Here is a 22,277-nt window from a genome sequence, read left to right on the forward strand (position 1 = left end):
CCTATTGGAGGCTTTTTTTATGTTTTTTTACTGACTAAATTTTCAATCCTCATGGAAAATAATCCTCATAAAAAAAAGAGAGTGGTTTCTTCCACTCTCTTTTTAATTACCGGAATTAATGACTACTGCATTTTTAAAGACTGAATACGCTTTTTCATCCGTGGTTTATATAGCACTTGATACGTTACACCCAGAATCACGAGCCAAAGCGGACTAATCATCAGGGCTTTTAAAGTATCCGGTTCTAAACTCAAAATAATTAAAGCAAACAGCATGAAAGCTAAAATAACATACGACATCCATACCCCACCCGGCATTTTGAAAGTCGATTTGGCATGCAATTCAGGACTACGTTTTCTGTAGCGAATGTAGCAGACCATAATCAAGCTCCAGATACTAATGAACAGGATTACGCATAATGAACTAGCCAAGGTAAACGCTTCAATGGTATTGGGTACAAAATACTGCAATGCCGCGCCAGCCATAATAAAGCAGCAAGAAAAAATAAGTCCTTTGGCCGGAACTGCACGTTTGGACAACTGACTTAATGTTTGTGGTGCCTGACCATCTTTGGCCAAACCAAACAGCATACGACTGGTGGAGAAGACCCCGCTGTTCATGGATGACATCACCGAAGATAAAACCACCAGATTCATAATAATGGCGGAAGTTGGAATTCCGGCATGCAGGAATAAAGTCACAAATGGACTTTGATCCGCTGGAATCTGGTTCCACGGTGTAACCGACATCACTACAAAGAGGGACAGAACATAAAATAGAATAATTCGCGTAGGAATCGCATTGATCGCTTTTGGCAAGTTTTTTTCAGGGTCTTTAGTTTCAGCTGCCATGGTTCCAATCAGCTCTACCCCGACAAAGGCAAACAGCGCGATTTGGAATCCAGCCAAAAACCCGGTTGCTCCTTTCGGAAACATGCCACCATGTGACCAGACATGACTAAAGCTTGCTACAGCACCTTGCGGCGGCTGGAACTGCATAAATACCATATATCCGCCAATACCAATCAAGCCCAAAATGGCTAAAATTTTAATCAGTGCAAACCAGAATTCAATTTCACCAAACAGTTTCACGGTGAGCAGATTAATGCCTAACACCAACAGCACGCAACCAGCACTGATGGCGGCCTGTCCCATAGGGGTAAAAGCTTCTCCGGGCGGCAGCCAAAAACCAAGATAATTGATAATGGCAGCTAAATCCGCAATGCCCACCAAAACCCAGCCCAGCCAATATGACCAGCCGATATAATAACCCGCAGCCGGGCCAATCAGATCATGCGCCATATCGATAAAGGATTTGTAATGCAGATTGGAAAGCAAGATTTCACCTAATGCACGCATCAGGAAAAAAAACATCCCACCAATAATCATATAAATAATCAGGATAGACGGTCCGGCCAAGGAAATGGTTTTCCCGGAACCCATAAACAAACCTGTACCAATTGCACCACCAATAGCAATCAACTGCAAATGACGGTTGGAGAGTTTCCTTTGTAATTCATGCGGAGAAGATGAATCATCCAATTGATTCGTTTTCATATTTCAATATCCTTATAGCACTGTATAAATCCGGCATTCTGAATTGAGCGGAGGCTTCCGCTGCGCTCAATCCTGCCTCTTGATAAATTTCTGCTTTAATCAAGACAGTTGCACTATTCCTTATCTATTTGCGGGAGATGAATTTTAAAAAGTTAAAGCTAAAAATTACTTTTGTGCTGCGGTCACAGCAATTTCAATCAACCAATCTGGATTTACCAGATTCGCCTGAATGGTGGCACGTGATGGCGCTACGCAGCCTTTTAACCAATCGACCCAAACCGTATTCACAGTTTTAAAATCTTCAAGGTTTTTTATATAAATCTGCGCTGACAATAATCGTGACTTATCACTATTTGCTTGCGCCAATAAGCTGTCAATTGTGGCAAGAATATCCTGAGTTTGCAGTTCAATATCTTGTGCGGTGGTTTTCGGTACCTGCCCAGATAAATACACGACTTGATTAAAAATCGTGACTGCGCTCATGACTTCTGTACTGTTGATCTTTTGGATATCTGAATGTGACATATTAATTTCCCTATTGTGGATAACTGATGACTGGATCTTGAATAAATCAAGCTGAGATTCTAATGTTCAATTTCAAATTGAACACGAGCCGTGACTGCACACATTAATTCATAGCCGACCGTTCCCGAGCTTACTGCCACTTCATCGATAGCCAAAACCTTACCTGCTGACGATGTACCCCAAAGCACCACTTCACTGCCAATTTCAGCATCGGGAATATGGGTCAGATCAACAGCCAGCATATCCATACTGACCCGACCCAAGGTTTGGGTTCGAACTGAATTGACCAGCACAGGCGTACCGGTTTTCGATATGCGCTGATAACCATCGGCATAGCCACAGGCGACAATGCCAATCTTCAAGGGTTCGGAGGCAACAAAATGTGAACCATAACCAATACTTTCACTGGCTTTGACTTCTTGCACAGCAATGATCTTGCTTCGAAGCGACATGCTCGGTTGAAGCTGCCAGTCCTGGATGCTATGCGCTGGATAATCTGGGGAACTGCCGTAGAGCATGATGCCGCTACGGATATAATCGGAATGCAATTGAGTGGAATAACGCAAGATAGCCGCACTGTTACTGATTGAGCATTGACCCGGTAAATCTTTGATGGTGTCTTCAAAGACTTGCTGCTGATAGAGAATACCGGGCTCACCCAAGCGTTCACCATCGGCATCGGAAAAATGCGTCATATGGGTAATAGATTTCACACACGTCAGTTGCTTCAAACTGTGCCATGCCGCTTGATATGCATCAGGATTAAAACCCAAGCGATTCATGCCACTGTTCATTTTTAGGAACACATGAAATTGCCTGTAACCTTCAAACTGCTGCAGCCACTCAAGTTGATACTGGCTGTGTACGGTAAAACTGAGATCTAATTCGGCACAATCATGTAGATCCTGAGCATTAAACAGACCTTCTAAAAGCAGAATTTCACCCTGCCAACCGAGTCTGCGAATACGCTTCGCTTCCGCAATATCAAGCAAGGCAAAACCATCCGCCTGTTGAAAAGCATCATATACACGTTCAATGCCGTGACCATAAGCATTGGCCTTGACCACGGCAAAAACCTGACTGTCAGGCATCATGCCACGTGCAACCGCCAGATTATTGCGTAAAGCCGCCTGATGGATCACAGCTGTAATGGGACGTGACATATATTCATCCTTGAATATGGGTTTGGAGTAAATTAAGCCGCGTTCGGATAACGCTGAATCGATAAACCTTCAGTATTAATGTCGGTTTTATGGTTGAGTACCAAATCACTGATCAATTTGCCTGAACCACAAGCCATGGTCCAGCCCAAGGTGCCATGACCGGTATTTAAAAACAGGTTGCTGAAACGGGTCGCACCAATAATTGGGGTACTGTCCGGTGTCATTGGACGTAAACCGGTCCAGAACGTCGCCTGTTGCATGTCGCCACCCGGAAATAAATCCTGAGTGACCATTTGCAAGGTCGCACGGCGATTTTCATTCAAACCATGATTGAAACCACTGAGTTCCGCCATACCGCCGACACGAATACGCTCATCAAAACGGGTAATCGCAATTTTATAGGTTTCATCGAGTACCGTAGACTGCGGTGCAAAAGCAGGATCTACAATCGGGATGGTGAGTGAATAGCCTTTCACCGGATAAACCGGTAAATCCAGATTCAGCGGTTTTAAGAAATCACGTGAATAACTGCCAAAAGCCAGCACATAACGATCTGCGGTGAGTACTTTTCCATCCACCACGACGCCTTTGATTTCATCGCCTTCAACCACCAATTTTTCAACGTTCTGATTAAATTTAAAATCAACACCCATATCTTTGGCAAGGCTGGCTAGAGCATTGGTAAACAGGTAACAATCACCTGTTTCATCATTCGGTAAATGTAACCCCCCCACCAATTTATCTTGGGCAAAAGCTAAGGCCGGTTCAACTTTAGCCAAATCTTCTTTAAGCAGTAATTCATAATCCACACCGCATTCTTTCAAAACTTGAATATCACGCTGTACCGCTTCAAGCTGTGCTTCATTACGAAAGACTTGCAGAGTGCCTTTGGAACGGTTCTCATAGTGAATACCGGTGGCCTTACGCAAATCTCTTAAGCAGTTGCGACTATATTCGGCCACGCGGGTCATGCGTTCCTTGTTAATGGCATAACTTTGCGGGTTACAGTTTTTCAGCATTTGTGCCATCCACTGTAATTGCCACATGCTGCCATCCATATTGATTGCGAGCGGCGCATGATGTTGAAACATCCATTTCACTGCTTTAAAGGGAATACCTGGTGCTGCCCATGGCGTTGAATAGCCGGGAGAGATTTGCCCCGCATTACCGAAACTTGTTTCTTCTGCTGGACCTGCCTGGCGATCTAATACAGTCACGCTGGCACCTTGCTGCGCGAGGTAATACGCACTTGCAACACCAATAACACCACTACCCAATACAATTACGCGCATTTTCAATCCCTCGAGCAACATCTAGTTTATTTACCTAGTATATTTTTGGTTTAATAGTTTATTTCACTGTTTTGTTGGCTATAATCTAGGTAATTCGATGGATTTATCGTGAAAAAAATCTAAAAAAAGGGAAAAACTGATGCGTAAATTAGACCGTATCGATCATCAGATTTTAGACATCTTGCAAAAAGACGGACGGATTGCCATTAGCGAATTGGCGGCTCGGGTAAATTTATCGACTACGCCCTGTTCAGAACGTGTAAAACGCTTGGAACGTGATGGCATTATCATGGGCTATTACGCACGCTTAAACCCGGAACTGGTCGATCGAAATTTGCTGGTTTTTTTAGAAATTAAATTGTCTGCCAAATCGGGAGATGTGTTTGATCAAGTGGCACGTGACTTGGTAGAAATTCCGGAAGTCTTAGAATGTCATCTCATTTCAGGCGAGTTTGATTATCTAGTCAAAGCACGCCTTAAAGAAATGAGCACTTATAGACGCTTGTTGGGTGACTTGTTAAAAAAATTGCCTTCGTCTGCTTCCTCACACAGTTATATTGTCATGGAAGAAGTCAAAGAAACCTTCTATTTAGATCTTGGTTAATTAAGGTAGAGGTCAATTTTAATTTCTAGAAATTAAAAAAGGATCTCTAGATCCTTTTTTATGGATTTGAAAATAGGTTTTACTTTAGCGCCCAGACTAATTTAAATGATCCAGCAACTCGGCAAAACTCTCTATTCTGGCTTTAGGATTCGCTGCAGTTAACTCTTCATCTGTACCATAACCATATTCCACAGCAATGGTTTCAATCCCGTTATGTCGCGCACCGAAAATATCATGCTCACGGTCTCCGACCATTAAACATTCCTCAGGCTTTAATTGCTCTTTTTCAATGATATAAGCAATCAATTCAGCTTTATTAGTACGCTCGCCATTGAGTTCGCTGCCATAAGGATGCACAAAATATTGCAACAAATCGAAATGCTCTAAGATTTGTCGCGCATATACTTCAGGCTTCGCAGTGGCTAAAAATAAACGATAGCCCTGTTGCTGCAATGTTTTTAAAGTTTCAGCCACATCATCAAATACATGATTTTCATATAAACCCGTGACAGCAAATCGTTCACGGTAACCCATCAATGCTTGTTCAGCCAAAACATCATCCACTGCAACATTTAAAATCTTCGCCAATGAAGCTTGCAATGGCGGACCAATAATCCAGTCAATATTGACCTCATCGGCAATAGGATGGCCAATTTTATTTAAGCCATAACGCGCACTGGTGGTAATACCCACTTTTGGATCAGTTAATGTTCCATCTAAATCAATCAAAATATTTCTAATCACAGACTGACCCTTCAACTTAAATTTTTACTTAACAAATACTATCGAGACTTGGCTCAAAGTTGCCTATACTAACGTAAATTTAGTGATTTAAGGACATCATTGTGCGCCCTACTGTACTTTGCTTTTCTGGTTTAGATCCATCGGGTGGAGCTGGCTTGCAGGCAGATATTGAAGCGATTGGTCAAAGTGGTGCACATGCAGCAATTGCCTGTACCGCCCTCACGATTCAAAACTCGCAACAAGTCTTTGGCTTTGAAGCGACATCGAAAGAATTATTGATGGCTCAGGCCAATGCAGTGGTGGGTGATTTACCGATTAAATGCATTAAATCCGGCATGCTAGGCACCACGGACAATATTGCAGCGCTGGCTGAATTTTTACGCGAGCATCCTGAATACCTATATGTGCTTGATCCTGTTCTGGTTGCTAATAGCGGGGGTTCACTGGGCAATCAAGAAACGCTGGTCAAAGCATTTGTAGAGCTGATTCCGCTTGCCACAGTTCTGACGCCCAATACCGTAGAGCTTCGTGCATTAACCGGTATTGAAGATATCGACCAGGCCACTACAAAACTCTTTGCAATGGGTGCCCAAGCCGTTTTAGTCAAAGGCGGACATGAAGATACGCCGGACTATATCCGCAATGCTTTATATATTGATGGCAAGCTGGTTTCTGAAACCAGATGCCCACGCCTAGAAGGTGAATACCATGGTTCAGGTTGCTCATTGGCCAGTTTTATTGCGGGTCGTTTGGCACAAGGTGATGATTTAAAACAAGCCGTGAATCATGCTGAAACCTGGCTGTTTGGAGTGCTTAAAAAAGCCGAAACCCCTGTGCCCAATGGTCAGAAAATTCCTAAGCGCTTCTAAAAATATGTTGATAAACCTGACCATCAATTACTTTTATGTCGTTTGAGATCAGGTTTTTTTTGTATTCATTTTTAGCCGCTAAAATCCGGGTTTTATGGTGCCACTAAAAATAAAGCATGTATCAATACATGCTTTATGATGCACACCATTTAAAACTAGGCAATGAGTTCTTTAATCTTGGTCGTCGGTCCATTGTTTTTAACTGATTCTATGCCTTTCTCACGTGATTGCTCACTTGAATAGAATTGGCTGCGACCAATAATCTGATAATTCGCAGCTTTTAAGTTGAAATAAGGCTTACCATTTTTCGCTTCTAAGCGCTCATAGCGGCTAGCATCTACGCTATTTCTCTGAACCGATTCAATGCCCACCTGCGCAGAAGCTTTTGCCTTATATAATTCACTGGCCAAAATCACTTCCCCATTTCCAGCTTTTAACACAAAGCGATATTGCCCATCGTTTGCTTGACTGATTTCATACCATCCTGCCATATAAAAACCCCTTTATTATTTTTAAATTTATAAAAACATCTTAATTATTAGTTTTGAAAACATATTGTTATTTTATAAAATATAAATAATTTTTATTTTTTTAATGTGGCTGTTTTGTAATCAGTAACATCCCTATCTGGATGGAATAAATAAAAGTGCGTTCCACAAAGGTAAATTTGGCTTAAATTTATTAAATAAAAAAATAAAGATCAAGAGAATAAAGGGAGATCTAGGCTCTTGATCGCTATTAAGATCTAGATAATTTTCTTAGAATAAGTGACTTTCTGCATTTCCAAGATTTCCACACAAATCTGTAAGCTCACTTGGCTTTGTTTGGGCAAATGCTGCTCGAGTGTGGTTAATAACAATTGTGAAATTTCCTGTTGTAATTCCACACTGCGTCCAGTCAATAAAGAGACTTTGGCATGTACATAAGCTTGTGAAGCATCCCCAAAACCAATGACATAATCATGCTGGCAAATGGCACGACTTTTCACTTCATTAGCAGAGCCTACATATGCGCCTTCTACCAAGGCTTTGTTCAACGCAAGCAGGATAGGTTTGGTTTCCAGGTTTTCCATATTTTCTGAATATTCCAGATGGATGTGTGGCATAACAAAAATTCTTTAAGATGATTGCTGTTGTTATAACATGTCATTTGCTCAATCATAAGGCCAATGAATCAATGTTTAATCAACAGTGCCGCTGTTTATAAAAGAAATAATAAGAATGACTGCCCCTTTTTAATAAAACTTAATCCCCAAATATCTATCCACAAAAATAACGGTTCAAAAATTAATTCGAGCCTCATAAAAAAAAGCCCTAGCATTTCTGTTAGAGCTTTCTGATTTTTAGTCCGTGTGAATTAAGCTTTTTTCACAAATTCAGATTTTAATTTCATTGCACCAAACCCATCAACTTTACAATCAAGATCATGACCATCACTTGAGTCAGGTAATAAACGAATGTTTTTCGCTTTGGTTCCCACTTTAATCACAGATGAAGAACCTTTAATTTTCAAATCTTTAATCAGGGTAACTGTGTCGCCATCGGCAAGGACATTGCCATTTGAGTCTTTAATAATCGTTGCTGCTTCAGCGCTGCTTTCACCCTCTTTCCACTCATAAGAGCATTCTGGACAAATCAGTAAATCGCCATCTTCATAAGCATATTCTGAATTACATTTGGGGCAATTTGGCAAAGACATAAAAAACCTCAAAAACTCTACTATAGCATTTTATAAGTCAATCTCTTGTTTAAAACCTTATTTATTTCATGGAATAAAAGTAGACAAGATTAATTTTAATCCTCTTCCAAAACCTGTTTGAGTACAATCACATGGTTATAGTCTTTACTTTTTGCAGCGGTAATTAAAGTGACTTGTTCCTGTTTAGCCATCGCTCTAATTTGCTGCAGCATCTTCGCTTGCTCAACTAGTTCCGCTCTATAGCACTGTTGAAAGACTTCCCATTGTTCGGGATCGTGCGCGTACCATTTTCGCAATTCAGTTGATGGCGTAATTTCCTTGGGCCATAGATCAATTTTAGCATCTTCCTTTTTGATGCCTCTGGGCCAAAGTCGATCGACTACCGTTTGCCATCTGAGGGTAAAACTTCGGCATAGGCACGTTTGATTTGAATCTGCATCGCATTCATTGCATTCACTTCTATTGATCTGGTATTTCAGGAGTAACCAATAAAGTGAGCAGTTGCAATGATTCCTGCCATCCCAAATAACAGGCTTCTGCTGGAATCACATCTGGTATGCCCGATTGAGTAATATAAACTTCGGTCCCTACAGAAACAGAGTTTAATTGAATAGTGACTTCAATATTTCCTGGCAAGTTTGGATCATCAAACTGGTCGGTATAACGCAATAATTGGTTTGGAATAATTTCATGATAGGTTCCACCAAAGGATTGGCTGGTACCGGTAGAAAAATTGCTGAAAGACATTTTATAGGTGCCACCGACTTTCGCATCCAGATGATGAACTTTAGCGGTAAAACCATGCGGTGCCATCCATTTCACCCAGGCATCTGGATCAATAAAGGCTTTAAACACCCGTTCTGGTGGTGCGCTAAATACACGGTGAAGTTTGACAGTATTGGGCATTTCCTGTTTCTCACTTTTTATTGTTTTATTTATTCAGTCTATCGCTGTTCATTTATGGATATGTATGGCTTTGGTATGGGTCTGATTATGTTTTTCATAAAATAGCATGCGAGGTTCACATGCTATTTATTTGTTCAAAGCAATACCCATGACTGCATTTAGCCAATTGATGATCTTTACCATATATAAGTTTAAGCGAATCCATTTTTCAACTGGATCAATCATGAATAGATGCTTCTTATTTCAACTTGGCGACTTCTTCTAACTGTTGTGTTTGCGCTTTGTCATTACTCAGTGTTTGCATTAAATCTTCTGCAAGCCGGTTTAATAAAACCAAATCATCTTCACTCATATTGAAATTCTACAGAGTTACTGTAAGTAAAATCTTTCTACTCCTCATACCATTTTCAATTCAAGCCGATTATCTTTTATTCTTTGTGAAATATTTGGGCATTAAAAAACCCTAACCGTTTGCACGGTTAGGGTTTCTTGGTATCTCATTCAACAAGAGTAAGTGTGACTTCAGCTTTACTTGAATCCAGACACTCTTTTTAAAATATTATTCAGTGATTTGAATTAACTTTGAAGTTCATCTTCCAAGTCTTCATCATCATAGACATACGCCATGCAACCCCAGCCATCGTATTCACCGCCGTGTTGTTCAGCAATTTTAGTGAACCATTCTTCAATGTCGACGATGTCTGAATAGTCAGGTTCCATATACACATAAATAGTGATAATCCACTCTAGGGTATCGGCTTCTTCATCTTCAAACAGGCTGATTTTTTGTTCTTCTTTCAGCAAATACAGCGCACATTTTTCAGCTTGCTCTTGGGTTTGAAAAGCAATCGAAAATTCAATTTCATGTGCTTCAGTCAGATCGTCACCATCTTCAGCCATTTGCCAAAGTACGTTACCGTTTTCGTCATCTGGGAATTGTTCAAAATCGCGTGTCATGGAGAGTTTCCTTATCGTAATCATTTAAATCTATATCATTGTACGCAGATTAGCTCAAGTTTGTTTCAGTTTGGCGATTTAAAAGATCCATTCTCTTGCTCATTCATTAAAGTATATTTTTATTTCATCCGTTCAAACCTATACACTTCATTACCCTTCCATCATCTGCTCTTGCATTTGAGTTTGCTGTTGTTGTTGTTTTTCTTTGAACTCTAAAACCAATGCTGCAAACTTCAGCTCTTCTAAACGCAAGCTTAAAAATGAATCATGAATGCGTGCATAACTAAATGCCGCACCATAATGATTGATCAGAATAAAATCATCTTGAAGCGATTGAATGAGCTCACCCAAATTGTCATGACGTAAGCGTGATAAATATAAGTCAGCTTTGCTGTTAAAAACATGGGTCACCAAAGCAATCGCTGAAAGACGGCGCTTTTCTTCCACATAATCACAATCACCAACACCATGATGATCAATAGCATTTTTTATTTTGCGACGAACTTCATCTAAATGAAGTGCTGAATCTATATGGTCATATCCGTCGATCAACTCATCTAAAAGTGTGTGAGCAGGAAATAAATACTCACTGCCATAACCATTAATTTTATGTTCCAATGCTCGCGAAATGGCTGTTAAATTTTGCTGTTGCATGGCCTGATTATAGAAACCATGTAATTGTTCTCTGGCTTCTATTTCCAGCTTCTGCTTGCTATTTTTTTCATAACTGTCCAGATAATGCCTCACTTTCTCAATATAAGCTTTCATGCCCTGTAGCAACGACTCTGCTTCAATTTTGGTCGCTTCTACAAAGTTCTCAACTTGATTTTGTCGTTCGGCTACATACTGCTCAATGTTTAGAATATGTTGAAACTGGCTGAGTTTTTCAACCTTATTCCTTAACGTTCCCGCCTCTGCACGAAACCTGTTTAATTCATGATGCAGCTCATCATTTTTTTGTTCATGTACTGCCAAATTTGTTCGTGTTCGATCCAGATTGGCTTGCAAAGACTCCAGATTAACCTGTTTGTCTTTGACCAGTTTTATTGCACGATAAAGCAATACTGCTAAAATAATTATTGTTATGATAGTTATGACTGATAGGTAAATCATTATTATTATCCCAAAAACCCCACCCTACACTAGTCATTTTTTGACCAATTTTCAATCACCAAAACAAGGGATATTATTTCTATTTGTATCTCATAAAATTATTGAATAAGTATAAAAAACTATATTTTTCAAATTATTAATTATTTAAAATATTTTAAGTTTTCTTATGGATTATCCACAATTCCAGTCCGTATGACACTGTTTACTCTGACCAATAATCGATAGATTAGCTATACAGTGCATATCATGCAGGGTCGTACTTTCATCTCTAGATCAAAAAGGCACATTGCCTTTAATTTCAACATTTGCCCCCGTTAACGGTTGCTTAAATGCCAAATAACTTGCATGTAAAGCCATACGTTTTAATGGACTTTGACAGGGTTCTGGATGATACAACTTATCGCCAGTAATCGGATGTCCGATATATTGCATATGCACCCGGAGTTGATGAGAACGTCCTGTAATAGGCGTGAGCAATACACGGGTAATATCTTCCGTTTCAAAATAGTCCAAAGCTTGATACAAGGTTTTGGCAGCTTTGCCCAATTCAAAATGCACCATTTGACGCGGACGATTTTCCCAATCGGTCATCAGTGGAACTTCGACACTTCCCTCACCTTCAAGCTTGCCTTGTAGCAAAGCGATATGGTTCTTCTTTACCGTCCGTGCCTGAAACATTTTACTCACAGCCACTTCTGCATCACGGTGTTTGGCAAACATGAGTATGCCTGAAGTTGCCATATCTAAACGATGGGTGATTTTAGCGTGAGGATATTTTTCCAAGACACGTAAATAAGCACTGTCATGGTGTTCAGGCAAACGTCCCGGTACTGACAACAACCCTGCAGGCTTTTCGATTACCACCAGATCTTCATCTTCATAAATGATAGAAAGTGCTTCTTGTGGCGGCATATAAACAAAGTTGTCGTTGATAGGCATGGGGATACAGCGTTGGGGAGAATGGGCGCAAAATAACAAGCTCAGTCTGGGCTGTCAATCAATGGGGGCACTGTATAACTTTAATCTGCAAGATAATAATCGACCGTTGAAACCACACGTACTTTTTTCAAATACGGGGTATTACTATCCCGATCTTCAATACTAAACAAGCCCTGATTGGCCGATTTAATTTTCCCTAAACTGCTTTTAGAATCAGCAGCAAATTTTTCTGCAACACTGCGTGCATTTTGCGTGGCTTGCTCAATCATGGCCGGTTTGATGTCATTGAGTTTGGTAAATAAATATTCGGTTCTTTGTCCAGAGTCATCACCGCTAAAGGCAATGCCTTTTTTACCCAGAGCCACCAGGCGACTTTGTGCAGCACGTACTGTATCTATTTTGTGGGTATACACGGTTATCGTTTGATGTGCGGTATAGCGTAACGCGACATTTTCATTACCCCCATATTGCTGGGCGTATTTATCCGTAATACTCGGTGAAGCTGTGGTAATTTCCTCGGCAGTAAAACCTTCACCTTTTAAGAATGCCTGAATTTGCTGGGTGTTTATTTCCATGGTGTCGTACAACTGAGTCAGGTCTTGGCTGGCAGAACTAAAGCGAATCGGCCAAACCGCAACGTCAGCTTTAACTTCACGTTCAGACAAACCTTTGACCGAAACAATGCGTTCATATTGTTTAATTTTCAGTGCGCTACTGCCTAAAATCCATCCTGCAATAATCATCCCCAAGCAAATAAAAACACCTAAAATAAGTGCCGGTTTGAGCTGATTCATCTTACTAAACTCCTTTTAGGTATGACTTTAATTTAATTTTTTCAGTTTTTATATGTAAAGCAACAGCATGAAAATATTGATTAAATTATTGTAATATCCGCACGGTTGCTTTGTAGTTAAACTTTTAAAATAGTTCGGTAAATTTTAACTTTTATCCATAAAATATAAAGCAATTAAAGGGACTAAATTAAACAGTAAAATACCAATTTTATAGACTGCCATCCCTCCATAATGAATCGCATCGAAGGTCGCATCTGACAAATTAAACCATTTTCCGTGTACTTGTTTAATCCAGTCACGGGCAAAAATAATGGCCAAAAACCAGATCATTAAAATGATGTAATTGATCAATACTGAGGAAAGTAAAAAACGAAACCAAAAATCGAGATTCATATTGATTCTCTACGTGGTAGCTTATGATTTCTAAAATAACAGATTTGATATGCTGAAATGAGTTGCTGATTTGTATCTATATTTTCGGTTTAAAATCCATCTTATAGTTATGATTTTTAATTCTTTTTTATATTTTTATTGTTTTTTATTCGGTAGATAATTTTTTAGGGTGTTAGGGAAAACATATTGTTTAACTTCAACAATTATAGCTTTGTAAGCGATAACCTTATGCCTATAAACTCGTGATCTATAGCGTCCTAAGCCGAATCGAGACCTTTTGGGTAAGTACTACACTCACGTTATACGCAACTGGTAGCAATCTACTCTTTTCGATCCCCGTCACACCCTTGAGATATAATTTACCAAGCTAGGCTCGGGATTATTTCCCTAAGAAAAGCCAATTTAAATATTTTTTGGAAATTATTTTCTTTAAATTTACTATTTACGGAATATTTAATCACAAGACTATAAATTATCGCTTTTTATTGCGGTTTATTCATCTTTTTAGATAATTTTTACTTTGTCACCTTGCATTTTTTCTATTATCCCATTTGCAGACTCCTAGGCTTTATTTTTGTATGTTTAGCAATTGGCACACATAAGAATCTGAATGTTCTCATATGCACGAAAATGACTGCTAAGAATTAAAAAAAGTATTTTGTACCGCACCGGCAATTAACCACCATGCGCTAATAGCGACCATACCACACATTATATTGGCCAGTATTTTATTGATTTTGCTTAACTGGGAATTGTAAATTTTTAAATTGATGAGATAAGCCAGTCCGCCCAACCCACCACCAATCAAGCCGCCAAAGAGCACCAAGACAAAAGGCCAACCTGCAATTAAGTGCATATATTTCGGTGTTTTTTCTATTTTCATTATTTCGCTGGCTTGTTCCATTTTAATTTTCCCTTCTGCTTTTTAAATGTATTTTGCCCTTTGGCAGGAACACCAATCATTGAGTAGATGCACACCACTAGGCAATATTTATTAAGCAATATTTAAGCCATGAAATTGAGTTCTGCTATTTCACATAAAGTTGATGAACATTTTGATTGATATAAGCATTTAAGCCATCACCATACTGTGCCAGCTGTTTCATGTTCTCGACATGTTGATAGCCAGCACTGGCATAACTATAAGTATAAATTTTTGATTTTTTCTTGAATTGAACCCGAATAAACTCATTGCCAATTTCATAATTGGCAACACCTGAGTCATGATTGAGGTCAAGATAATGTTCCAAGTGAGCAGTCCCGAAAAACAATAAATCTAAAACTTTAGATGGGGACAAATTGATTAACTTTAAATCAAAACTCAAGTGATAAACGGCTATGCTTAAGTAACAAAAAAGCCCTATGGAGTAATAGGGCTTTTGTCTAAAACAGGGATATCTGTTTTATGAATGTCGCTTAGGCATTGTTATTTTTAAATTCAGTGCCAAGGCATTTGGTACACGGGGGTAAACGGTCTGTACCAATTTCTAAGTAAACGCGATGTCCGCATTGAATACAAAAATAGAAACCTATTCCGGGTTTTTCGCCAGCAGTAACCATCTTTGTTCTCCATGTGTTTATAGAAATGGTGAACTTAGTATAACCCTACTATGATGATTGTCTATTGTCCATTTCGACGAGTGATAGTGGCATTTGGGCGAAGTTGTATTTCCTTTACTTATTTTCCAATATAAATTTTAGCTAATCATATCTACTTAGATTTCTATCATAAGTAGCTTGATAACATTGGAAGATATGGGGCAAGAAAACCTAACACAGTAACGTGATTTGAAACAAAGCTCATCAACTCGCCATATGTATTCGCATATTCGCTTTTACCTACATTAGCTCCTAATTTTTCTATTCTTATTGCAACTTCCTGGGCAACATTATTTTCTATATCTGATTTTTTTAGTTCATTTAAGAGATTACTAAAATCCTCAGAAATTTTACTATTAGAAGCTGTTTGATGAATAGTGCTTTGATGATTACCTGATGCTAAATTCTGGACATTACCAGTAATGTTGATATTAAAAATCTGATTTACTTTTTCTTGTGGGATTGGATGGGCATTTAATGAAGCTTCACCAGCCTCTGGATTGATCATTTCAATATCCAAAACAAAATCTAGAATTTTCGTTTTTATTAAATCAATTATTCCTTGTACTTGAGCTGGTGAAATCTCTTTCCAGGCTTGGATACATGTATATCCTCGGTAAATATTTCTACCAAATAAAACAACAAAATTTGAATTCCACGGCTGTCTTAAGTTGATACCTTGCTTAACACTATTTTCTACCAAAGTTTCCAATTCTGAAATTGACCCTACTAGACATGACTTATGTATATCCTCGTGATGTTCTTGATCAAAACAAATAGAAGGTATATCGATATTGGTTAAACTTGAGCCAAATGCTCCAGCAAAATTACCTTTAGAGTTTGCCTCAATAACTCTATATTCAGGAAGTTCGTCCTCTAAAGAATAGCCATTCAATTCCTTATTTATCCAACTTTGAAATTCTTTACTTCCTAGTCGCGCTGCTAAAATTTTACATTTTCTTAATAAATCAGAAACTTTGACACTAGAATTAGTGGCATCATTTTGAATCTCTCTTAGCAAAGACATTATTTTCTCAATAAAAAACCCCACTTAACAGTAGGGTCTTTTTCAAACAATATCAACAACTTTAACTTAAGTTCTTAAGCAACAGAACCTTCTAAAAAGTCCTGTGCAAAATGCCACATTTTAAATATTACAGCTAATAAAATTTTTTAAATTAAAGTAAAAAAGTATTCCGTATTTTCTATACGTTGGGTGGTTACGTCATATACACAATTTTCGATTTTTGCTTCATTAATTGGCCCTAAATGTATGCCCAAACACCATAAAGAACGTGAGGTATCTAGTCCTGAATACCTAATATTTTCAAATTTTTTCACATCATTTACCATATATCTTAGACAAGAAGTAGGACTAATATCCTGTTTAATTTCTAATGGTATAGATGAAGTTTTTTGTTTTTGATGAATCATGAAATCTAGCACTGCTGATCGTTTTGTTTTACTTTTTCTACCATCTAATGGGCAACGAATTTCTCTATCTACTTTTTTTACTTTTGAATGATTTGTTAAAAATAAATAATATTCTACCTGAAGCCAAATTTCCCACCCTTTGACTTGAAACTCATAGAAATCATTTAATTTTCTAACAATGTCCTCCTTTGCAAAAAATTCTTCACTCACTTCAAGAATAAATTCTCGATCTTTTTTTGTAATAGCATTATTCATGTTTAACTCAAAATAATTAAAAAACCCCACTTCACAGTAGGGTCTTTTTCACACAATATCAACAACTTTCAAACTAAATAATTAAGCCACTTGCCCTTCTAAAAAGTCCTGTGCAAAGCGTTGTAATACACCGCCCGCTTCATACACATGTACTTCTTCTTCGGTATCCAAACGGCAGGTTACAGGCACTTCAACAATCTGTTCCTTACCATCATCTGTAGCACGTTCAATCACTAAAGTTAAAGTCGAACGTGGCGCAATATTACCAATCACGCTATATAGCTCAGTACCATCCAGCTTTAAAGTTTTACGGTCTGTACCCGGTTTAAACTCAAGCGGCAACACGCCCATACCGACCAGGTTAGTACGGTGAATACGCTCAAAACCTTCAGCAACAATCGCTTCCACACCGGCAAGACGCACACCTTTTGCAGCCCAGTCACGGCTTGACCCCTGACCATAATCCTTACCTGCAATAATGATCAAAGGCTGTTTACGGTTCATGTAGGTTTCAATCGCTTCCCACATACGCATCACTTCGCCTTCCGGCTCGACACGTGCTTTAGAACCTTGCTTCACCGTACCATCTGAACGACGCACCATTTCATTAAACAGTTTCGGATTTGCCAACGTCGCACGCTGCGCGGTTAAGTGATCACCGCGGTGGGTTGCATAAGAGTTAAAGTCTTCCTCAGGCACGCCCATTTTCGCCAAATATTCACCAGAAGCACTGTCCAATACAATCGCATTCGATGGTGATAAATGGTCGGTGGTGATGTTGTCGCCCAAAATTGCAAGCGGACGCATATTGCTTAAAGTACGCGGTGCAGCCAAAGCCCCTTCCCAATATGGCGGACGGCGGATATAGGTACTTTGCGGACGCCAGTCATACAGCGGACTTACCGATTTTTCTCGCTCACCCAAATCAAACATTGGAATGTAGACTTTACGGAACTGTTCAGGCTTCACAGACTTTTGCACCAATGCATCAATTTCAGCATCCGATGGCCAGATGTCTTTCAGGTAAATTGGATTACCGTCTTTATCATTGCCAAGTGAATCTTTTTCGATGTCAAAACGAATGGTACCGGCAATTGCATAAGCAACCACTAAAGGTGGTGATGCCAAAAATGCCTGTTTTGCATAAGGATGGATACGACCATCGAAGTTACGGTTACCTGAAAGTACCGCAGTCGCGTACAAGTCACGGTCAATAATTTCTTGCTGGATTTTTGGATCAAGCGCACCCGACATGCCATTACAGGTAGTGCAGGCATAAGCCACAATACCAAAGCCGAGTTTTTCTAAATCGTGCAATACACCCGCTTCTTCAAGGTAAAGTGCTGCGGTTTTAGAACCCGGTGCAAATGATGATTTCACCCAAGGCTTACGGGTTAAGCCCAGTTCATTTGCCTTACGTGCAAGCAAACCTGCCGCAACGGTATTACGTGGGTTTGAAGTATTGGTACAAGATGTAATTGCTGCAATAATGATGGCGCCATCTGGCATTAAACCATCGGTACGGTGTTCAACCACACCGGCAATACCTTTTTCTTTAAGATCACTGGTCGATACACGCGCATGCGGATTTGATGGACCTGCGATATTACGGGTCACAGTCGATAAGTCGAAACGTAATACACGCGGATATTCTGCCTGTTTCATCTCGGATGACCAAAGACCAATTTCTTTGGCATAGCTTTCAACCAGTTTCACTTGCTCAGATTCACGACCGGTTAAAGTCAGATAATCAATCGTGTTCTGGTCAATGTAGAACATCGCAGCAGTTGCGCCATATTCAGGGGTCATGTTGGAAATCGTTGCACGATCACCTACTGACATGCTGTCTGCACCTTCACCGAAGAATTCAAGATACGCACCAACCACACGTTCTTTACGCAAGAATTCAGTTAAGGCCAATACGATATCGGTTGCAGTAATGCCCGCCTGACGCTGACCTACCAGCTCTACACCAATGATATCTGGAAGACGCATCCACGATGCACGACCGAGCATGACATTTTCAGCTTCCAGGCCACCCACACCAATTGAAATTACACCGAGTGCATCGGTATGTGGTGTATGCGAGTCTGTTCCTACGCAGGTGTCTGGATACGCCACGCCATCTCGGTTTTGAATCACCGGAGACATTTTCTCCAGGTTGATCTGGTGCATGATGCCATTGCCCGCAGGAATTACATCGACATTTTCAAAAGCGGTTTTAGTCCATTCAATGAAGTGAAAACGGTCTTCATTACGACGGTCTTCAATGGCGCGGTTTTTCTCAAATGCATCAGGATCGGAACCGCCGTATTCCACTGCCAATGAATGGTCGACAATCAGCTGTGTTGGCACCACAGGATTGACTTTTGAAGGATCGCCACCTTGGTCGGCAATCGCATCACGCAAGCCAGCCAAGTCTACGAGTGCGGTCTGACCCAAGATGTCATGACATACCACACGTGCCGGATACCAAGGGAAATCATGATCTTGTTTGCGTTGAATAAGTTCTTTTAATGACTGCTCTAAAATGGCCGGGTCACAACGGCGTACCAACTGTTCTGCAAGCACTTTGGAGGTATAAGGAAGTTTGGCATATGCGCCTGGATGAATATCTTCTACGGCTTGGCGCACGTCAAAATATTCCAACTGGGTGCCTTGCAGTGGTTTACGGTAGTTGTTGTTCATAGCTTACCTGCCTCTTGAATCATTTTTCTTTACTACGTAATTGTTGTTGACGAGTCACAATCGTTTCGATGGCATTGTACGCTGTGAAAAAGCCATTTCCCAAATCTTATATATTTCATAAACTTAACCTACAAAACCCCTATTTTTGAAATATTTAGTTACACAAACATTGGAATATTTGCTCTAAAGATGCTTTTTTGGGAAAAATAGCGGGAAATCAGCCTCATTCTTTAGTATTAGATATGTTTTTTAGGATAAAAAACAACCTGGAGCTGTACTTTTATTATGTTACTTAAAATTTTCTCATTTACATGCATAGTTTAGTATTTCTAAACTTGTTTTTTTTAAATATCAGATGATTTTCATAAAATTATTTTACTCTCGCCTTTAGAACATCCTTTTAAGCATGTTTGTCACTCGTCGTATCTTTTAAACACCCTCTTTTTTAGTGAGCTGGTTCTCAATATAGTTAAGAAGCATTAAACAATTAAAATTTTGTTCTTCTAAAAATAATCCAAGTACAAAAAAAAGATAAAGGTGAAATAAAATGTTACAGATAGCCATTATTGGAGTCATCGCTGCGGTTATAGCAGTATTGGTATCGAGTTGGAATGGAGGTAAAAATCCCTCTAATCCTTCACATCCCTCTAATCCTTCAAATCCATCCAACCCATCACATCCATCCAACCCGCCTAAACCATCACATCCCGTTCCAACAGCATCGGACACTGTGATTAGTAACCCGCCCTTATTACAAAAAAATGCCAAGGGCAAGCATGAACTTATCGTGGCTTATAAACTTAATAAATTATATAACCCCAATACCAAATTATGGGATCCTGTATTTTTACGTGGATATTTAACCAAACCAAGTTTATTTGATAAAAAGAAAGCATATGCCGAGGATATTCTGGTAGGTCCACAGATTCGGGTAAAACAAGGTGAAACGCTTCAAATCAATTTAAATAACCAGCTTCCAGCTGAGTCGAAAGAGACATGTCCTGATAAAATGGATAATGTCAACGAGCCGCATTGTTTTAGCACCACCAACATACACACCCATGGCTTCTGGGTTAGTCCTCAAGGCAACAGTGATAATGTTTTCCTGAAATTTAAACCTCAAGAAAAATTTGACTATCAGTTCAAAATGGAACCCAACCACCCAGCGGGTACCTATTGGTATCATGCACATCTGCATGGCTCAACTGCCATTCAGGTTTCTAGTGGTATGGCAGGCCCTCTCATTGTCGAAGGTTTCAGAGTGCCAAAAGTTAAAAATGGCAAAATCACCGAAACCGGAGACATGGACATTCTATGGAAAGACAAAGCCAAAAACAGCTATCAGAATGAAAAAATTGTGTTGTTCCAACAAATTCAATATAAAAAATGTACCGAGTTAGATGATGATAAGTGTATCCCCGGTATTCTGGAAGATTATGTTGGTCTTGCTAATCCTGGATCTTGGGGAGCAGGCCTATATTACACCTCTATCAATGGCAAAGTATTAGGCGAAATGAAAGTAGAACAGAATCAATTTAATCGCTGGCGTATGATTCATGGTGGTGTTCGAGATACCATTGGCTTAATAATTAAAGAGCTTCCAGACTCTAAAAAATATACTGCCGAACAAACCATTAAAGCTTGTTCGGAATATCAAACCACTGACAAAAAAGCAGAATTTGATAAGCTGAAAAGTTTAACCGTTAATACCATTGCTCAAGATGGCTTAACCATGAATCAGGTACAAACCAGAACGCTTTCTGTATTCCAACCCGGTTATCGTCACGATGCTATGGTTGCCTTCCCGACCACCAATAAATATTGTATTTTTGACACCAAATTAAATGTGGATGATCAAATCAATGCACCTTTGTCGACGGGACAAACGACACCACAACTCGCGCCAGGCAATCCGTTAAATGCCCAACTGATTGGATGGGTCAATGTGAATGCCAGCAAATTAAAGCAACAAACTGCTGCCCAATATCTGAAAGATCAGGCGCAAAAAATGGGTTTAAGCAAAGAAATTCAGACTCAATTATCTCAACATAATCTTTCTGCATTTACAGATCATGCATCACTGATGACTGCAGAAGTGGATAAACTGATTGAAAACAGACCACAGCAATTCTCCGCACTTTCTCTTTCCTTTGGGGCTGGAGGTATTAAATTTGGATTCCGCCATATTAAAGAGGATGTATCCCCTCCTACAATCCCGCCAATAAGTTTTGGAGATTTCTTTGATGGAGAAGGTGCCGTTGAAGGTGAGTATGTCCGTCAATTACAAATTGGGAAAATTGATGAATGGGAACTGACGAGTGATCTTGCTGGGCATCCTTTCCACATCCACGTCAACCCTTTCCAGATTGTCAAAATTTTAAAAACTGTAGGCGACAAGGAGATTGATGTCAGTGATACTGCACCAGATCCAAATGACAATAATCTGGATGACGTGCAGTACCGGGGTTTAAAAGGACAGTTCAAAGATACCATCTTTGTGAAACAAGGTTATCGAGTGATTGTCAGAAGCCATTACAAGAAGTTTGAAGGCGATTTCGTACAACACTGTCATATCCTAGACCATGAAGATCAAGGGATGATGGAAACCGTGCGGGTCTGTGGAGGCAAATTCCCTTGTAATTCACCTCTACCAACCTCCTCTCATCACTAATTCATCTCTGTTCCACAAAAGCCAGCAATTTATATTGTTGGCTTTTTTATTTGCCTCTGTTTAGTGCTTGCTGCACA

General features: G+C 39.6%; 23 protein-coding genes and 1 pseudogene. 3 read left to right on the top strand and 21 right to left on the bottom strand.

The window, feature by feature from the left end:
* Window positions 1–122: 122 nt before the first annotated feature.
* The 4 genes from B9T23_RS14590 to B9T23_RS14605 form a co-directional block, all read right to left on the bottom strand.
* Window positions 123–1,556, bottom strand: a complete 1,434-nt coding sequence (locus B9T23_RS14590) for an amino acid permease (RefSeq protein WP_067723612.1) — start codon at window positions 1,554–1,556, stop codon at window positions 123–125.
* Window positions 1,557–1,721: 165 nt separating this feature from the next.
* On the bottom strand, window positions 1,722–2,081 hold the full coding sequence (locus B9T23_RS14595; protein ID WP_067723613.1) for a RidA family protein: 360 nt from the start codon (window positions 2,079–2,081) through the stop codon (window positions 1,722–1,724).
* A 59-nt stretch (window positions 2,082–2,140) separates the two neighbouring features.
* Window positions 2,141–3,244, bottom strand: coding sequence for an alanine racemase (alr, locus tag B9T23_RS14600; protein WP_086194602.1), 1,104 nt, complete (start codon window positions 3,242–3,244; stop codon window positions 2,141–2,143).
* Window positions 3,245–3,276: 32 nt separating this feature from the next.
* A complete protein-coding gene (locus B9T23_RS14605) occupies window positions 3,277–4,536 on the bottom strand; it encodes a D-amino acid dehydrogenase (protein WP_086194603.1) in 1,260 nt (419 codons plus the stop codon).
* 139 nt (window positions 4,537–4,675) lie between these two features.
* Between B9T23_RS14605 and B9T23_RS14610 the strand changes: the two genes are divergently transcribed.
* Window positions 4,676–5,140, top strand: coding sequence for an Lrp/AsnC ligand binding domain-containing protein (locus B9T23_RS14610; RefSeq protein WP_086194604.1), 465 nt, complete (start codon window positions 4,676–4,678; stop codon window positions 5,138–5,140).
* 96 nt (window positions 5,141–5,236) lie between these two features.
* On the opposite strand, the gene B9T23_RS14615 is transcribed toward B9T23_RS14610, so the two are convergent.
* On the bottom strand, window positions 5,237–5,884 hold the full coding sequence (locus tag B9T23_RS14615; protein ID WP_086194605.1) for an HAD-IA family hydrolase: 648 nt from the start codon (window positions 5,882–5,884) through the stop codon (window positions 5,237–5,239).
* Window positions 5,885–5,985: 101 nt separating this feature from the next.
* Here B9T23_RS14615 and B9T23_RS14620 point away from each other — a divergent pair, with 101 nt between their 5' ends.
* Window positions 5,986–6,753: a hydroxymethylpyrimidine/phosphomethylpyrimidine kinase gene (locus tag B9T23_RS14620; RefSeq protein WP_086194606.1), complete on the top strand. Its 768-nt coding sequence runs from the start codon at window positions 5,986–5,988 to the stop codon at window positions 6,751–6,753.
* Window positions 6,754–6,908: 155 nt separating this feature from the next.
* Here the strand turns inward: B9T23_RS14620 and B9T23_RS14625 are convergent, their stop codons facing one another.
* The 16 genes and pseudogenes from B9T23_RS14625 to acnD all read right to left on the bottom strand — a co-directional run bounded on the left by B9T23_RS14625 (window position 6,909) and on the right by acnD (window position 19,529).
* Complete coding sequence (locus B9T23_RS14625; protein WP_086194607.1) at window positions 6,909–7,244, bottom strand: YegP family protein; 336 nt, start codon at window positions 7,242–7,244, stop codon at window positions 6,909–6,911.
* Between the two features lie 254 nt (window positions 7,245–7,498).
* A complete protein-coding gene (locus B9T23_RS14630) occupies window positions 7,499–7,858 on the bottom strand; it encodes a 5-carboxymethyl-2-hydroxymuconate Delta-isomerase (protein WP_086194608.1) in 360 nt (119 codons plus the stop codon).
* Between the two features lie 251 nt (window positions 7,859–8,109).
* Window positions 8,110–8,451, bottom strand: a complete 342-nt coding sequence (locus tag B9T23_RS14635) for a zinc ribbon domain-containing protein YjdM (RefSeq protein ID WP_086194609.1) — start codon at window positions 8,449–8,451, stop codon at window positions 8,110–8,112.
* Between the two features lie 95 nt (window positions 8,452–8,546).
* Window positions 8,547–8,890, bottom strand: a pseudogene (locus B9T23_RS14640) (DUF488 domain-containing protein).
* A gap of 20 nt (window positions 8,891–8,910) precedes the next feature.
* A complete protein-coding gene (locus B9T23_RS14645) occupies window positions 8,911–9,357 on the bottom strand; it encodes an SRPBCC family protein (protein WP_086194610.1) in 447 nt (148 codons plus the stop codon).
* A gap of 576 nt (window positions 9,358–9,933) precedes the next feature.
* Entirely contained in the window at window positions 9,934–10,314 is a 381-nt protein-coding gene (locus tag B9T23_RS14650; protein ID WP_067723624.1) for a ribonuclease E inhibitor RraB, read from the bottom strand.
* 150 nt (window positions 10,315–10,464) lie between these two features.
* Entirely contained in the window at window positions 10,465–11,427 is a 963-nt protein-coding gene (locus B9T23_RS14655; RefSeq protein ID WP_086194611.1) for a DUF4041 domain-containing protein, read from the bottom strand.
* A 273-nt stretch (window positions 11,428–11,700) separates the two neighbouring features.
* Window positions 11,701–12,366, bottom strand: coding sequence for an RluA family pseudouridine synthase (locus B9T23_RS14660; RefSeq protein WP_086194612.1), 666 nt, complete (start codon window positions 12,364–12,366; stop codon window positions 11,701–11,703).
* Between the two features lie 80 nt (window positions 12,367–12,446).
* Window positions 12,447–13,160: an SIMPL domain-containing protein gene (locus B9T23_RS14665; RefSeq protein ID WP_086194613.1), complete on the bottom strand. Its 714-nt coding sequence runs from the start codon at window positions 13,158–13,160 to the stop codon at window positions 12,447–12,449.
* 144 nt (window positions 13,161–13,304) lie between these two features.
* Entirely contained in the window at window positions 13,305–13,553 is a 249-nt protein-coding gene (locus B9T23_RS14670; RefSeq protein ID WP_086194614.1) for a DUF6868 family protein, read from the bottom strand.
* A 637-nt stretch (window positions 13,554–14,190) separates the two neighbouring features.
* Window positions 14,191–14,457 carry a hypothetical protein gene (locus B9T23_RS14675; RefSeq protein WP_086194615.1) on the bottom strand — a complete coding sequence of 89 codons (267 nt, stop codon included), beginning with the start codon at window positions 14,455–14,457 and terminating at the stop codon, window positions 14,191–14,193.
* 124 nt (window positions 14,458–14,581) lie between these two features.
* Complete coding sequence (locus B9T23_RS14680) at window positions 14,582–14,803, bottom strand: hypothetical protein (RefSeq protein WP_086194633.1); 222 nt, start codon at window positions 14,801–14,803, stop codon at window positions 14,582–14,584.
* A gap of 166 nt (window positions 14,804–14,969) precedes the next feature.
* Window positions 14,970–15,113, bottom strand: coding sequence for a zinc ribbon-containing protein (locus tag B9T23_RS14685; protein WP_081406206.1), 144 nt, complete (start codon window positions 15,111–15,113; stop codon window positions 14,970–14,972).
* A 166-nt stretch (window positions 15,114–15,279) separates the two neighbouring features.
* The gene (locus B9T23_RS14690) at window positions 15,280–16,179 is read right to left on the bottom strand and encodes an AbiTii domain-containing protein (protein WP_086194616.1); all 900 of its coding nucleotides are present in this window, start codon (window positions 16,177–16,179) and stop codon (window positions 15,280–15,282) included.
* Window positions 16,180–16,325: 146 nt separating this feature from the next.
* The gene (locus tag B9T23_RS14695) at window positions 16,326–16,841 is read right to left on the bottom strand and encodes a hypothetical protein (protein WP_086194617.1); all 516 of its coding nucleotides are present in this window, start codon (window positions 16,839–16,841) and stop codon (window positions 16,326–16,328) included.
* 81 nt (window positions 16,842–16,922) lie between these two features.
* Complete coding sequence (gene acnD / locus B9T23_RS14700; protein ID WP_086194618.1) at window positions 16,923–19,529, bottom strand: Fe/S-dependent 2-methylisocitrate dehydratase AcnD; 2,607 nt, start codon at window positions 19,527–19,529, stop codon at window positions 16,923–16,925.
* 547 nt (window positions 19,530–20,076) lie between these two features.
* Between acnD and B9T23_RS14705 the strand changes: the two genes are divergently transcribed.
* Window positions 20,077–22,200 (top strand): multicopper oxidase family protein, encoded by a 2,124-nt coding sequence (locus tag B9T23_RS14705; RefSeq protein ID WP_086194619.1) that lies wholly within the window; start codon window positions 20,077–20,079, stop codon window positions 22,198–22,200.
* Window positions 22,201–22,277 lie beyond the last annotated feature (77 nt).

This window comes from Acinetobacter terrae (genome assembly GCF_002135195.1).
Classification (GTDB): domain Bacteria; phylum Pseudomonadota; class Gammaproteobacteria; order Pseudomonadales; family Moraxellaceae; genus Acinetobacter; species Acinetobacter terrae.